The organism is Neolewinella aurantiaca, from assembly GCF_008014675.1.
Lineage (GTDB): Bacteria > Bacteroidota > Bacteroidia > Chitinophagales > Saprospiraceae > Neolewinella > Neolewinella aurantiaca.
Genome location: NZ_VOXD01000028.1, coordinates 58,883 through 74,082, shown reverse-complemented (window position 1 = coordinate 74,082; position 15,200 = coordinate 58,883). Strand labels below are relative to the sequence as shown.

At 46.9% G+C, this 15,200-nt stretch carries 7 protein-coding genes; 3 read left to right on the top strand and 4 right to left on the bottom strand.

The features are described from left to right. The 3 genes from FUA23_RS16710 to FUA23_RS16700 form a co-directional block, all read right to left on the bottom strand. Nucleotides 1-2,640, bottom strand: a 2,640-nt coding sequence (locus tag FUA23_RS16710; protein ID WP_147931908.1) for a CARDB domain-containing protein, incomplete at its 3' end; no start/stop codon positions are given. 80 nt (nucleotides 2,641-2,720) lie between these two features. Beyond that, entirely contained in the window at nucleotides 2,721-3,731 is a 1,011-nt protein-coding gene (locus FUA23_RS16705; protein ID WP_147931907.1) for a dockerin type I repeat-containing protein, read from the bottom strand. A 78-nt stretch (nucleotides 3,732-3,809) separates the two neighbouring features. Further along, nucleotides 3,810-9,200, bottom strand: coding sequence for an HYR domain-containing protein (locus FUA23_RS16700; protein ID WP_147931906.1), 5,391 nt, complete (start codon nucleotides 9,198-9,200; stop codon nucleotides 3,810-3,812). Nucleotides 9,201-10,134: 934 nt separating this feature from the next. Between FUA23_RS16700 and FUA23_RS16695 the strand changes: the two genes are divergently transcribed. Together FUA23_RS16695 and FUA23_RS16690 are read left to right on the top strand one after the other, a co-directional pair. Then, on the top strand, nucleotides 10,135-12,030 hold the full coding sequence (locus FUA23_RS16695) for a hypothetical protein (protein ID WP_187271101.1): 1,896 nt from the start codon (nucleotides 10,135-10,137) through the stop codon (nucleotides 12,028-12,030). A 20-nt stretch (nucleotides 12,031-12,050) separates the two neighbouring features. Further along, on the top strand, nucleotides 12,051-12,860 hold the full coding sequence (locus tag FUA23_RS16690) for a response regulator (RefSeq protein ID WP_147931904.1): 810 nt from the start codon (nucleotides 12,051-12,053) through the stop codon (nucleotides 12,858-12,860). 418 nt (nucleotides 12,861-13,278) lie between these two features. On the opposite strand, the gene FUA23_RS16685 is transcribed toward FUA23_RS16690, so the two are convergent. Beyond that, nucleotides 13,279-14,289, bottom strand: a complete 1,011-nt coding sequence (locus tag FUA23_RS16685; RefSeq protein WP_147931903.1) for a helix-turn-helix transcriptional regulator — start codon at nucleotides 14,287-14,289, stop codon at nucleotides 13,279-13,281. 102 nt (nucleotides 14,290-14,391) lie between these two features. Between FUA23_RS16685 and FUA23_RS16680 the strand changes: the two genes are divergently transcribed. After that, complete coding sequence (locus FUA23_RS16680; RefSeq protein WP_147931902.1) at nucleotides 14,392-15,072, top strand: CRISPR-associated endonuclease Cas6; 681 nt, start codon at nucleotides 14,392-14,394, stop codon at nucleotides 15,070-15,072. Nucleotides 15,073-15,200: the final 128 nt, after the last annotated feature.

Below are 15,200 nucleotides of genomic sequence, written 5' to 3'. Positions count from 1 at the left end.
ATCATTCAGCACAATGTAAATTTCCTCCGGTGGGCACTCCCCTTCTGCTACTGCGAACCAGATATTGGATAGACTCGACGATTGATCCAGGGCGCAGAAACCATAAATATAACCATTGTTTGAAGCATCATAGATATTCACCCAGGTACGGGAAGCATTAGTGTTGTTTCCGCAAGCGGGTAAATCCGGCGAAGCGACAAAGAGCATGTCGGGGTAGATGCCATTATTTGCAACATCTAAATTGTACCGGATAAAGTTACCACTTCCGGTACTGTAAGCTTCAGTATCCTCGAACACAAGTATTGGATCATCGTAGCTCTCGTTACAGGTAGCGCTTCCTCCCAGGTTGATAAAGGAAGTGTTGTTCGTTTCATCGCATTCTGAAAAGGTTCCATTCCGGTCGACGATAATATTCAGGTATTGGTTCGCCAAAGGGCCATTTGCCGCATTCAAACCAAAAGTGACCGACGCCCCGGGAAGTAACTCGGAAGTGACTGCTGCGAGGTCAAAACCGCTGGCGGGAAGATCCATTCCTGTTGGCGTACTACTCCAGTATGCTTGTACCGCAATGGGGTTAGTAAACGTTGCTGTACCGTCCCCCACATTTGTAATCGTGACGCTCCAACGGTTGGTAGCAGCATTGTAAGTGAAATCTGTAATCGTTAAATCTGCACACTGACTTACACAAGGCGCACAGTTACTCCCACCACAATCAATACCTTCTTCGTTACCGTTCTGAATGCCATCGTTACAGGTGGAGCAAGCGGGAAGTGAGATCGTATTTGAGGTGTATTCCACGTCGCAAAGGCGGTCATTCAGCACAATGTAAATTTCCTCCGGTGGGCACTCCCCTTCTGCTACTGCGAACCAGATATTGGATAGACTCGACGATTGATCCAGGGCGCAGAAACCATAAATATAACCATTGTTTGAAGCATCATAGATATTCACCCAGGTACGGGAAGCATTAGTGTTGTTTCCGCAAGCGGGTAAATCCGGCGAAGCGACAAAGAGCATGTCGGGGTAGATGCCATTATTTGCAACATCTAAATTGTACCGGATAAAGTTACCACTTCCGGTACTGTAAGCTTCAGTATCCTCGAACACAAGTATTGGATCATCGTAGCTCTCGTTACAGGTAGCGCTTCCTCCCAGGTTGATAAAGGAAGTGTTGTTCGTTTCATCGCATTCTGAAAAGGTTCCATTCCGGTCGACGATAATATTCAGGTATTGGTTCGCCAAAGGGCCATTTGCCGCATTCAAACCAAAAGTGACCGACGCCCCGGGAAGTAACTCGGAAGTGACTGCTGCGAGGTCAAAACCGCTGGCGGGAAGATCCATTCCCGTTGGCGTACTACTCCAGTATGCTTGTACCGCCATGGGGTTAGTAAACGTTGCTGTACCGTCCCCCACATTTGTAATCGTGACGCTCCAACGGTTGGTAGCAGCATTGTAAGTGAAATCCGTAATCGTTAAATCTGCACACTGACTTACACAAGGCGCACAGTTACTCCCACCGCAATCAATACCTTCTTCGTCTCCGTTTTGAATGCCGTCGTCGCAGGTAACAGCGGCCCCAACAACCTCAAACTCATAATCCACCGTTACACCTTGATAAGTAGCTTCTAAACGGTAATTTCCTGTTTCGGCGCTAGCAGGAATTGAAAAAATTGACCCTCTTATCGTTTCGAAGGCGTCTGAGTTAAAAGCCGTGTTTAAGGCAAAAAGAATAGAACCGTCTGGCGCGGTCAATTGGTAATCCACCGACGTGCCAGACAAAACACCGCTAAAAAATAAGCGATAGTGGATCAATTCTCCTGCATCAACCTCATCAAGATAGTTCGGGGTTTCAATGCTATTGCAATCAGGTCCATACTCAGCGGGACCGGACTGGACGGTTACTCGGTTAATACCAGCATGGTAGTAACCCGGTTGGTTTTGCCAAAAAGAAGTATTAGAGTTCAACCCATTGCATGTGCCAGCATAAGGATCCACCAAGTTGTCATCCGCATCGTAGATCTCAATATGCAGGTGAGGCCCTGTAGACATTCCTGAAGAGGCCATTACCCCGAGGTACTCTCCTGAAACAACAGACTGGCCAACCGATTTCGTTGTCAAACTATTCTCCTTAAAATGACCGTACCAAGCCGTGCTACCGTCACTGTGTTGCACCCCGATACCGTTCCAGTCTGGCTGGCTGAAATCACAACTGTAACTGTCGTTCCCATCCATTTTCCAGAGGATCGTTCCGCTGGCCATTGAGACAATATGAGCCTCCTCATTTTCCACCATATACCAAGGGTACGGAGTACTACAGATGTCTGTCCCCCGATGACCATTATAGGTCCGATTACCACAGTTCCAGTCCAAAAGGCCATTAGTAGCATCATGGTCTACGAACTGGCAGATAGAAGAAACACCTGCAGCGTTGGTGGTTGGAGAAGGAGCTACTGGCCAGATATAGGTATTCGGTAATGATTTTTGCTCACCTACTTTACGAATTCCGTACTTAATTCTATTCGTGGTGATCATATCCCTAATAATCTGACGCTGCTCAATCGGCAGACACTCATCAGCTTGAGCCGCGCCAATAGATGAGTAGCCGAGTAATACATACAGGAGGAAGAAAGTAATTTTCATCGTGCGGTGTTTTTACAAAAAATACAGATATGGAGGCGCGATCGCAGGTGCAGAGAAAGATTAAAGAGCAATGGAGAAGGCTAATTACTGAAGTTTACATTTCCCTTCTTGAGAAATACAAAGTCAATCTCTTGGTCAGCGGGTATTCCGTTTTCGAAGCTAACGGTCTCTTTTGGTTCTTCTTCCTGGGTTAAAAAACGGAAGTGTGGCGAGCCAGGGAACGCATCAATTTTAAGGAAGGTATATTCACGAATGAGTTCCGCATCGAGTGCGTCGATGTTGCTATCCTCATTTACGTCGGCGGTAATTAGTGCTGAAGCATTTGAAAGCAGAAGCGTTCCTGCTGCATGACGATAGATTAGGTCGATGTCCACTACGTTGATACCAGAAATCCGCTCAGTACGACTATAAAGCTCATTAGGCCCCACAACCGTCAACTGAAAACTACCTGGTGCAGCGGGAACGGAAAATTCATATAGACCTTCTGTGTCCGTAGTGTCGTAAAGCAGAGAATCTGGTGTCTGTAGGCTGAGTATGATATTCGGGACCGGTGCTCCGCCGATTTCCTGTACCACACCAGTCAGTTCACGTTGTGGATCATACATAACAGATTCTACATCAATCCCTTTTACTGGAAGTACCGGCGGATTAGAAATTACTGTTATAGCCGTTTGGCTAACAAATTCAATCGATATAGAGCCGTTGAGTAAATCTGCCTGAACTTCCAAATAACCCAGAGGCGTATCGTTGGGCCAACTGAATGCAGGTGCTTGAGAGTTGAAGTTATTCGCGACTCGGGTACTATCTTCAGAGAATACATTGAAGTCGCCTGCGGACTCTATCGATTCATCAATGTTTAAATCCAAAATTTTGAGATTTCCATCTCCAGCGATACGGATGTCAGTAATCAATCCAGAAACTTCTACAAGGTTACTCGCGTACATCGGGATCCGGTAAACCGATGGCTCAACCGAGACCTGCTCTACATTTATAGTGTCAAAATAAATACATATCGTATCCTGTGCGTAAGAGAGGCCAGAGAAATAAGTCAATAAAGTTACAATAAGTAAAAACCGATTAAGTGTGTACATGGATGTATATTTAAGTATAAACATCGCTCGCCAGCAGCTATCGCTAGCTGACTGGGAGCAATGAATTAATAGGGATTATTACTGTTTTACGAAACTGGTCACTTTCGTCTGGTTTCCAACTTGGAGATGCAAATAATAAGTTCCCACTTTCAGGTTATGAAGCTCAGGAATGTTTACCTGGCGTGTCTGGCGACCAGTTTCAACATCTTTTACAACCTTAAGTGTACGACCGTGCACATCGAGCAAGCTCAGTTCCCATGGACCTTCAGTAGGAAGGAATATTGTTGTAGTTGCCTGTCCCTTAACCGGATTCGGATTGATGGTAACATCCGGTGTTTCTAAACGGTCCTTCCTAATGAAATCAACCGCTACGTTTACTTCCCTTGGGTGCTGCCCAACTGCTGCTAAAGAGGGCATTTCGCCGTTAGGAATTAGTTTCAACACCTCCGACAACCAGCCAGACTGCTGTACGGCAAAAGTCATCTTCAAAGATTGTGTCGATTTCTCTTTAACGAGTTCACCTGTATCAAGGGGAGTATAATCTAAGTACAAAGCGCGTATCGTGCCGTTTTTAGCATCATTGACAGTCATGAGATCCTTGGGGCTTCCACCTGTAACTGTAGCACTGAGGAAGGATAGTGCCCTGTTATTGTAGGACCATGTCTGCTGGTAACCTAGTAGCGTTGGTTGTCCTGCGATGTACTCAACGGAGATTTCTATTTCTTCTCCTGTGGTCAGATATCGGTCAGCAACCAAAAAGCTGACCGACTCATCTTCACCAGATCCCTCCCAGAGGCTGAGTTGAGAGTCGTTGAGGTCACCAATTTTTACGCCATAGAAATCAACAACTTCGTCCTGGTCCAAACTGGATACTACTACGGACTCCTCATACTCATTTATCGGAGCCATGGGGTCAATAACATAATTAACCGGCAAGAAACGCCAAGACTTGTTTTGAGGAAATTCACCAATAGACCCAAGAATAAGCTGTCGGACCGGGTTAATATCCAATAAACTGATCCGGTCGTCGTCATTTGTGTTGGCCGCGATGATGAGGTAAGGATCAGTGAGGAACTCAATCCCCCTGATATGAAAGATCATCCTGGCCATATCAAGGACAGATAACATACCTGGCCCTGTATGCTCAAAGTCTCGTTCAGGGGTAAGCCTGTGAGTAACGCTACCGTCCAGGTCTTCAAAATCGTAGCGGCCGGCGAGGTCGGTAATATCGAAGTCATCTGTTCCATCACTAGATTGTAGTTCGACATCGGTAGCATCAATTGGAGTCTGCTCATCATTCGGACGGTAAGTGCGTCCCATAACAGCAAAACTGTTAGGAATACAGACCTCCCCCGGAATAAGTGTCGGAACAGTTTCTCCAATACCGAGTTGAAGCGCCTCAATTCCGATGAGGTCAAGCACAGTCCCTATTTCAAAGCAGTCGCCAGGATTACCGGGAATAGTCGCTTTTATTGTGAAGACTAAAGCTTCATTTGGCAAGCTTAACCCGGAACCTTCAGCATTCAGGTAGGTAATCGCGACTTGATTCTGGTTGTTATTCTGAGCAGCGAAGAAACCCTCACCTGCAGTTGCAGAGACTTCCGGACTGGGAATAGTAGCGATGTATTCTACTCCCGGAAGGTCAGGCATGGAGAATGCAGCACCGAATGTTACAACTTGCGTAAAGTCTCTTGTCCGAACAGGTATACAAACGACCCCATTTTCTACTGTAGCACCGTCTCCGTCCACGTAAAAAGTAAGGTCATCACTTTGGCGTACCGTCACGGTAAAGGAACAACTGCTTGAATTCCCGGCCTCGTCTACGGCCTCGTAACTGATGTTGGATACTCCCTCGGTAAAAAAATCTCCACCCTCCCCTCCTATCGGTCCGTTTAAAGTAACTTCACCGCATATATCCTCTGCGAAAGGTTCGTTCCAGTTGACTGCGATTTCTGTTTGACCGAAGTTCAGTACGCCCCTGCGGTCTGACGGGCATGCCAGAATGACAGGAGGAGTAGTATCGCCTATCACAGTGATGTTTGCTGACTCACTACAGCCATTCTCATTTGTAACCGTTACGCTGTAGTCTCCTTCGGGAGCGACAATGGATGCCGTTGTTGCTCCCGTTGACCATTGGTAAATATTACCACCAATAGCCGTTAGAACAGCACCTCCATCTTGAGGGCATGTATTTGGGTCCCCAAGTATTTGGACAATTGGAAGCGGAACCTCCGTGATTGTTATTTCGGCGACATTTTCACAACCGTTGTCATCTGTAGCAGTGACGGTGTAGATTCCTGCTTCAAGAGTAACAGTGGCAGTTAGTGCACCATTGGACCAAACGTAATTTTCCCCTCCAGTTGCAGTTACTGTTGCGCCCGGTTCATCGGCACAGTAAAAAGCAGCTCCCTGAATGTTGACTTCTGGGAGCGGCAATTCTACTACGGTAGTTTCTGCGATAGAGCTACAACCATTCTCATCGGTTACAGTCACTATATATGTTCCTGCGAAGACGGTGTTCATCTCACCTTCGGTACCGTTATCCCATTCATACGAGGTTCCTCCGGAAGCGGTTAGAACAACTCCTTCACCACCCGCACAGTAGCTCATCTCCCCGTCTATGTTCGCCTCTGGCAGAGGAAGCTCTATTACAGTAAAGTCCAGTATTGTGGAACACCCGTCATTGCTGGTACCAATCACTGAATATTCTCCTTCCAGCAACAGAGCTCTTGCCCCCTCTGTTCCATTGCTGAAGACATATGACTGTCCACCGCTGACAACCACCTCAGCTCCTTCGTCACCGGCGCAGTAACTCAAATTTCCTTCTAAGGTAAGAACAGGTAGCGGAAGAGTTTCAATGGTAACTTCGGCCGTTGTCTCACACCCATTTTCATCCGTTCCCGTTACCGTATATGTACCTTCGGAAAGAAAAACGGTTGCAGTGGTATCTCCGTTGCTCCATAAGTACGACGCCGCACCCTCTGCTGTAACAGATGTCCCTTCTTCGTTTTCGCAGTATTCACGTTCTCCGGAAACAGTAACCGCTATTGGAGAAAATTCAAAAACGTTTACTTCTTGTATGCTTACACAACCACTAGCAACCTCACGAATCTTGACCATGCTTCTTCCCAGGGGAAGAACTAAGTTAGCTGCAAGCATATCATCGTCGGTTGAAGCCAGCCCGATCATTACCGAGTCCGGACCGCTAACAATTCTTTGTTCCTGTGGACAAAATCCGATATTATCCGGAAATGAAAATTCAACCTCGTTTATCGCAACATTTAATATTGTCGTGGAATCACATCCTTCTACCGTTGCTACAGTTTGAGTGTAAGTTCCGGATGCTCCGATACTAGTATCATCAAATGTTACCGTTTGCCCTAAGCAAATGAGCGTGTCGATTATTATTGTGGTATCTGAGCAAAGAATTACATCTACGCTTCCGCTATTTCCTTCATATTCGCTTTCACTGAAGTCGCTGTACAAAACAACCGTACTACCCAAAATAGTGTCCGTAACAGTAATTGGTGCTAAGCCTCCTGAAAGACCGGTGAAGCAAGCTTGAAACAACAACGCTCCATCGTCCAGCGTCAGGGATTCCCCGGTTAAATGGTTGTAATTAAAGGTAATGATGCCTTCATCGGCAAACTGTAACCCAAAGTTATCCTCAACTGTAAGTCCTGGCAACTGATCAGACAGTACGATATCAGTGTATTCAATCCGATCAGCATCGAACTCGATTGCAAACTGAAAAGCAATAATATCTACGAAGTTATTTGCCGTGACATCTATGCAAGCAGTCCCGCCAACGTTTGTTTCCTCCTGGCTTAGGCAAAAAGGATTGGATTCCGGTAAACAGTCAAACCCCGTCTGATCAGGGTTATCCCCACCGCAGGCTGCGTCATCTTCCGAGAGTACCGTGATAGCTACATTGATAATAGAGTCACAGCCTGTACTCGCCCCCCCGGTTAGAGTTATAATTTCCGGGAGTTCTTCTTCATCATACGATACCCCATCAATTATTACACCTTCACCAGGACATACGCTTGCTTCGAATACGCTCTCTGCTGGGGGGAAGAACATCACGTTTACGGATAAAGTACTGTCTCCTCCATCAGCGGCTTGCCCCTCAAGGATGACATTATCGGTTGGATTGTCTGCGTTGAACTCAATACCGGCGATCATAAACGACGTTCCACTGCATATCGTTGTATCCAATAAACCGTCGGCCATGCTATCACCCGAATCTGTGGGAATTGTACCGTCGCTCATTCGGATTACTACCACATCGTCGTTCCCAGCATTGGTAAAGGGAGGTTCTTCACTTCGTGTAGCACCGACAACCAGCCAGGTACCATCTGGGTAATTAACGACCTGATTGACGCTGATGTCCTCATCACTGTCAAAATAGTGGGAGTACATGACCGTCCCATCAGGATTGAGACTTCCTATCCAATTCTCAGAAGAGGAACTACCCGATGGATGAGGAGGCACAATGGAAGGAACATCACCAAACCTTCCCCTGCCGTACGCTAGAATAGAGCCATCAAGTTTGACGTTGATCCCGTTACAAAAGCCTACAGCTAAGACGGTGTTCCAGATGATATCACCGCTGTCTTTATCCACTTTTACGACCCAAAAGTTGTCCCGGTTATTATCATCATCGGGGAAGGTAACATCGCCATTAACTGACTGAGTTGATGCACCAAAGACTAAGTTCCCGTCTGGGAGGGACATGATGTTTGGACCAGGATCGTTTCCAATATCAACATACTCAAGCCGAGTCCCACCGTAAATCCTCGACCACACCAACTGGCCCTGCCCGTCCGTTTTTACCACGGCAACATCTCCACCGTTTCCATTGACAGCGCAGAGTAGCGCGTAGCCACCGTCTTCAGTAGCTACAACGGAGACAGCGTCTCGAATAAAGTCCAGATCGATTTCGTTCTCCCAGATTAAATCAAGTGAGTCCGTGTACGCCTTGATGACGGTTCGTCCACTTCTTTCTCCGCAAGCAATTGTCTCTCCGTTATGGCCGGTGGTTATATCCCACAAGTTGTAGGTTTCATCATAGTTAGATTTTAGAATAGTTCCTTCTTCGTTTACCAAAAGAACGAATGCGTCCCCGCCAAACTGTGTGCCTATTACCATGGTACCATCCTCGTTCACCTCTAAGCCATAGCCGACAAGGTGGTTGTTACCATCCCTGAGTAAATGAGAAAAGATCACATCACCAGTAGCGGAAAATTTGGTCAGAGATAAACTCTCTTTCCCCGTTTCATCGTCATCAACTGAAGCGATAACAATCGCGGTACCGTCGGCATTCGCTACTGCATCTGTTCCGTAGTCCTTAGCCGACTGTCCGTAGGTATGCACCCACTGGCGAACCACCTGTGCGGAAAGAGTACTAATAGAAAAGGACAATAGAAAAATTAATAGAGAGAGTGAATTACTTTTGAGAAATATCATTTTGTTGAAATTATGGGTGTAAAAGTGTACGTGAAACAGAATAGTAAACGCAGTTTCCTTACGCTGAACGCTTACCTAGAATCACTCCAGTACCACTAAGAGAAATCGGTGTGTAGTATGCTTAGTGCTTATTTTTCATGAATCAGTTTTTTTATCGTTAAGCAAACAAAAGATCTCACTGTCCAACCAAGCGAACAGAGAAAAGCTATTGCTTCATAGAGTTCAGAGGTTAATGTTTGATCAACATCAGACATTCTAGCGTTTCAGTTACCAGTACACTGGCCTGAAATATTACCAATGCTCAGGCATATACTGAGCAGTGCCATCCAAATACGCATATCTCTCATTTTCTGGTCGTCAAACAATCACCTTCCGGCGCTAAACTCGACCAAAACTACTCTACACCAGCACGTTATAACAATCAAAATGTATTAAGTAAGCAGTTCGAAGTGCACCCTTCGCTACGGTTTTCCGGCCAAGTGCAGCCTTACAGCCTCCAAACGACACTTTTTTTCCCCTGAATGAAGAATGACATTGTGGAAAAAAAGTTAAAAGATATTTTTCGCGAATCGCAACAGTCACCCTGACCTTATTTTATGAGCTTTAGCTATGGGTTTCTTCAAAAACTACCTCGTGTCTATCTTTTGACATGTTTAAACATTGTTTTAGATTTACCGTTGCTCACGTGTCGGTCCAGCAGCAAGCTCCTCGCTCGTGCAATGTTACATCGGCCCTTCCCATTACATTTTGCATACCGATCCTTCTCTTTTATTGGTACCATTAAAACACCTTCATCGCCGTGTATAGACTCTTTCTCTTGATGACGTGCCTTCTCGGCATTTCATATAACGTTTCCGCTCAGGTATTTCCTCTTACTGCTGTCGATTCTCTAAATGGAGTTGTCGATACCACGTCATCTGATTCACTAAGGGTAATGATCCTTCACGAAATCAGTTGGGTCTTTGTCAATAAAGACAACGAGAAAGCAAAAACGTACGCGGACTCCGCCTATACCCTGGGGCACACCATCCAGTTTGAAGACGGTATCAGGCGGGCTGCCCACATCCTGGCCAACCTGTACTACCTGAGGAGTGACTACGAGACTGCTGGCTGCTATGCGGAAGAAGCACGGGCCATTGCCAAAAAGTACGGTCAGACCAACAACGTCGTCCGTCATACGAGTATTCTCGCCAACGTATACAACCAGACCGGGAAACCCGAGGAAGCCCTTCGGCTTAATAAGGAATCCATGGACCTCGCAATAGAACTGAAGGATACTGTGCTCATCATCCCGTTACAGTACAACTACTCGTTGAAACTCAAAGCAAGAAACCAAACGGAAGAAGCCGCCCGCTTGCTGGTTCGCTTACTGGATTATCCGCTAAGCTACTATCAGGCAACTATGATTGTCCAGTCTGTGTGCGATGCATACCTCGACCTCGACCTGGCCGACCAAGGCCTCCCTTACTGCTACCAGGCGGTTGACTTCGCGGACTATGAAAAGAACAAGCAGGGCTTTTTTCAGATCAATCACCGGCTCGGCAAGCACTTTTATGAAGCAAGACAGCTAGATTCGGCCCGAAAGTATTTTCAAATAATTCTCGATACCCGCTCCAATGATGCTGACTATGCTGAAGCGTTGGTTAATATTGGTAATGTGGACATGGAAGAAGGAAAGCTTACCGAAGCGCTTACTAAAGCAAATAAGGCAATCAGCACCTACCAAAAGGAAGAGCGTATGGACCGCGCATTCGGAGCTTACCACCTTCGGGCAGATGTTCAGGCAAAAATGAAAGATTTCAGGCCTTCCGTAGATGATTATGACGTAGCGCTGAGCTATGACGCCATCCCCGAAGACCGGATGAAGGTGCTCAACAACAGCATTCAAATCAGGATGAGGGCCGGTTTGCCAGTTCCGGAAGAGCACTTTGTAGAGTACAGTAAAATAAAAGACAGCCTCCATACTCAGCAGTTGAGCGATAACTCCATCGCCGTACTGGAAGAGTTTGAAAATGACCGGCTCCGCGCACAGGAAGAAATCACCCGGGAGAGAGCCCGGGTAAGTGAGTTAACCGTAAGCCGGCAACGCTACGGCCTGCTCGCTTTGGGTTTTGGAGCCCTGGCCCTTATCGGAGGGTATTTTGTCCAGCGGCGGAACTCACGGCGCGAGGCCGCCCTCAACGCAGACCTCCTGGCGAAGAACGCGGAAATTACGCGCCAGAAAAATTCCATCTCCCGCCTTAACACCCATATCTCTCATACAACGGGCAACTATCTCAAGCGCATCATCAATATTCTGCGCAACGAACAGAAGAGGGGCCTTCAGGAAGAGCGGGACGTTTCCCTGACCAACGCCCTGGCCCGCCAAACCACCGCCTTCCGCCGGCTACAGACCCAGCCCCGCCGCGAGAACTACTTCATTGACCTCGGTAAATACCTGGAAGCCTACGCCGGTGACCTGATGGAATCCTTTTCTGCCGAGGGCACCCCGCTGGAACTTAACTGTAACATCGACAGCATGGAGGTGCCTGTCGGTCTGGCCAGTGACTTGGGTCTTATTCTTCAGGAACTAACCACAAACTCCGTAAAATACGCCCGCAAAGAAGGAGGCTATGTGGTTACTTACTTGGACATCCTTACGGAGGACGACGGGGAAATACGGGTCATTTATCGCGATGGCGGACCCGACGACGGAGAGGTTAACCCAGATCATTATTCATCCGCACTCGGCATGGCATTGATTAAGGACCTCACCGCCGATCAGGAAGGACAAATCATTCGCTTCGGGGAAAACGGGAATTTCGATTACGAAGCTCTTTTCTCCGCCTAGACATTACTCGACAGAACACCATGCCAAACCAAAAGCCCAGAATTCTCATTGTTGAAGATCGTGAATCAGATTATCGGACGCTCAGCTCAGACCTTACTGATCTGGGATTCATCCCATCTCCACAAATAAAATGCTTAACCGAATTTCTTCGCTACCAGTCGCCCTATGATCTTGCCATCATAGACATGGAGCTTAAGGGGTCTCGAAATAACCGGGATGGCATTGCAGTCATCAAGGCTCTAAAAGGGAAGGTTCCCATAATCATACACACCATCTTTGGGGAAGAGATAATCTACAACCAAATTGAACCTCATCATCATGTTACCGAGATAATGAAACCAGGAAACCGGATGGGGTGGCACGCCAGGATTCCAAGAATGTTGATTCGCTTTCACGGATCCGCGGCATATAAACAATTTGCACTCAACCTAACCCCAACGAACGCAATCCGGATCCAGCAGAGCCTTTTCAGGGGTTTTGCTGTTCCCAGGGGGCCAGGTAAGGGGAAAGCCGTTCTCCCTCCAGATTCAATATCATACATCGAGACACGAGCGCAAAACGCCAAAGGAAAAGTTTTCTTTATCTCGGACCATGGTGCATTTTCTCGTACCGGCACGCTTACCAACATCATGAACAACTCAAGGGCAGCGGCAAACCTCCTTCAAATCAACAACAGCTGTGTCATCAACCATAACAGGATTATTGGTTTCTCTAAGGAAACAATTGAGGTCAGTATAGATAAGAACAGATATGGGGTAGGATGGAAAAAACTCAGGGTCGGCCGAAGTTTTCTGGATGACGTACGGGACCTTATTAGGGGCTTAGGGTGATTGTCATCTGAAGAAGGTTTGCTAACTCCGCAACACTATGGTGTCAGGGAGATTCACTTAACCGCAGTGTCATGGAAACCCCGAGCCGTAGCGTTTACCTGGCTCACAAGCCTGTATCGACCCACTGAATTTGCCTATTTGCTCTGCCTTTTATTTGTATTGAACTTCATTCGCCCCTGCACCTTGCACCTTGCCTGAACAAGGGGGGCACGGACAGATATTTGAACCTTGAGTAAACAAAGAAACTACTATCAATAAACGACCACCTCCCGAGCAATGCATCCCGAAAACAACTTGCTAAAGAGAAAAGACAGGCGCAAACCACTCTGACTTGGGCATATATATCAAGATCAGAAAAAACCTGGTTCCAAACAGCAAACGAGCAATTCGCCTCCTACCCTGCTGAAGACGGACAACTCTATTGTTCATACACCGCCATCGCTTTCTTCAACCGCTCAAACATTCGCTGACGAAGGCTTACTGGCTCAACTACTTCCACCGCGTCACCAAAACTCAGTAACTGCATTTCCAATTCAGGATTCGGAATAACCTGAAGGGTAAACTCCGGGTATAAAGCCTTAGCCTGGGAGACTTCAGCCTGGGTACGGTGCAGAGGTTTTGTGCGGAGGTAGCAAGCCTGTAATTGAGTAGTTCTTAGTCTGACATTTACTGGCTCCTTCTCCGGTGGTCTGATGACACCTATAATCGGGTCTAACCAACTAAGTGGCTTTAGGGATGAAGCATCGTAAAATGGAGTCAGAAAGAGTTCTGTTACGCTCGTGATTCTGTCAAGCGGAAAGGTCCAGAGTTGGCGCGCATCATGATCGTACGCCAACACAAACCACCTTCGGTTATACTCTTTAAGCAAATACGGGCTCAATATATTCTCCCTGGGCTCAGCCAGATACTCCTGATAAGTGATCCTGATCGCTTTGCGTGACAGAATTGCCTTATGGAGTGGAGGCATGTTTTCGCGGCCATCGAGTCCTCCCGGCCGGTCAAGTTGCACACCTGAGTAATGAGCGGACGATGGTGTGTGAAGACGTTCAATAAGACGATGAATGGTGTCGGAGAACCCAGCGGGCAGTTGGCCGTAAGTGAGTTGCCTGGCCCAATCCTCGAGACTTAGCAGAGTTGCTAAATCCTCAGGTTCAAGAGAGACTTTTTGAAACACATAGCCTTTATCAGAGTAGCTATAGCCATACCCTTTGCGGTATTCAATCGGTGCTGGTTCCCCAAGTGCACCGCTGCGTAATGTACGAATGTCCTCCAAAACAGTACGCCTGCTGGGAGGGTCATGATCTTCAAGTCCACATTTAAGATAAATTTCATAACATGCGGTCGCTAATTGCTGCCACGATAAACCATCGGGATTTTTCCGTAGCGCGCGATCAATAGCTCTGTATCGTATTTGGGCAGTTTTGCTCATAATTTATTTTAAGAGTGCAGTGAATTTGCACGCTAATGTATTACCTTGGAGCCGAAACGTGATAATGATGTTTCTACTTCTTAAAAAACAACCCATTAAACATTGAAACCCATCCGTTACCTATCGGTACAATTTGACAAGCGAATCCACCCTGATGAAGTACGTTTTTTTCGTTCCGCCGTCATCGAAAAGACGGAGCGAAAAAGTGACTTATTTCACAATCACAAGGATAACGATACAAAAGTCATCTATCGCTACCCACTAATCCAGTACAAGCTTCTGGAAGAGGGACATGCCGGCATTGTTTGCCTGGAGGACGGCACAAATGATATTCACCAACTATTTCAGGCACAGAATCTCGACCTGCGAATAGGCCGCAAACAGCAAACATTTAAGGTAATGGATATGCAACTCCGTTACTGTGATGTCTCATTGACCGCCTCCCCTATTGAGTACCGGATTTCAAACTACCTGCCTTTCAATCAGCAGCGGTACACCCGCTGGCAATCGTTGGAAGGTCAGGATGAAGTTCGTGCCGAGTTGCTTACCGCAACATTACGAGGCAATATCCTGGCTTTTGCAAAAGGAATCAATTGGTGGGTCGACGGCAAGGTCCATGTTTCTCTCGAAAAGCTCAGTCTTCCCCGGATAGTCCGATTTAAGGGCCAGCAACTGCTGGCTTTTGATCTGAACTTCTCCACCAACGTAAATCTCCCCACCTGGATCGGACTCGGCAAAGGCGTAAGCATTGGCCATGGCATCGTCGAACCCCTAAACAGCTAATACACTATGACCCAATATCTCTACGGAGCGAAAGTGCAGGGCATTCAGTCGTATGTCCGCTTTAAGACAAACGCTGAGGCCTTCTCTGATATTTATCATTTTCCTAACTACAAATGCAGACTCTTTGC

What these genes read in the sequence shown, in the direction of transcription:
- FUA23_RS16705 (WP_147931907.1), bottom strand. Translation starts at nt 3,731, where the DNA reads ATGTACACACTTAATCGGTTTTTACTTATTGTAACTTTATTGACTTAT.
- FUA23_RS16690 (WP_147931904.1), top strand. Translation starts at nt 12,051, where the DNA reads ATGCCAAACCAAAAGCCCAGAATTCTCATTGTTGAAGATCGTGAATCA.
- FUA23_RS16700 (WP_147931906.1), bottom strand. Translation starts at nt 9,200, where the DNA reads ATGATATTTCTCAAAAGTAATTCACTCTCTCTATTAATTTTTCTATTG.
- FUA23_RS16695 (WP_187271101.1), top strand. Translation starts at nt 10,135, where the DNA reads ATGATCCTTCACGAAATCAGTTGGGTCTTTGTCAATAAAGACAACGAG.
- FUA23_RS16685 (WP_147931903.1), bottom strand. Translation starts at nt 14,289, where the DNA reads ATGAGCAAAACTGCCCAAATACGATACAGAGCTATTGATCGCGCGCTA.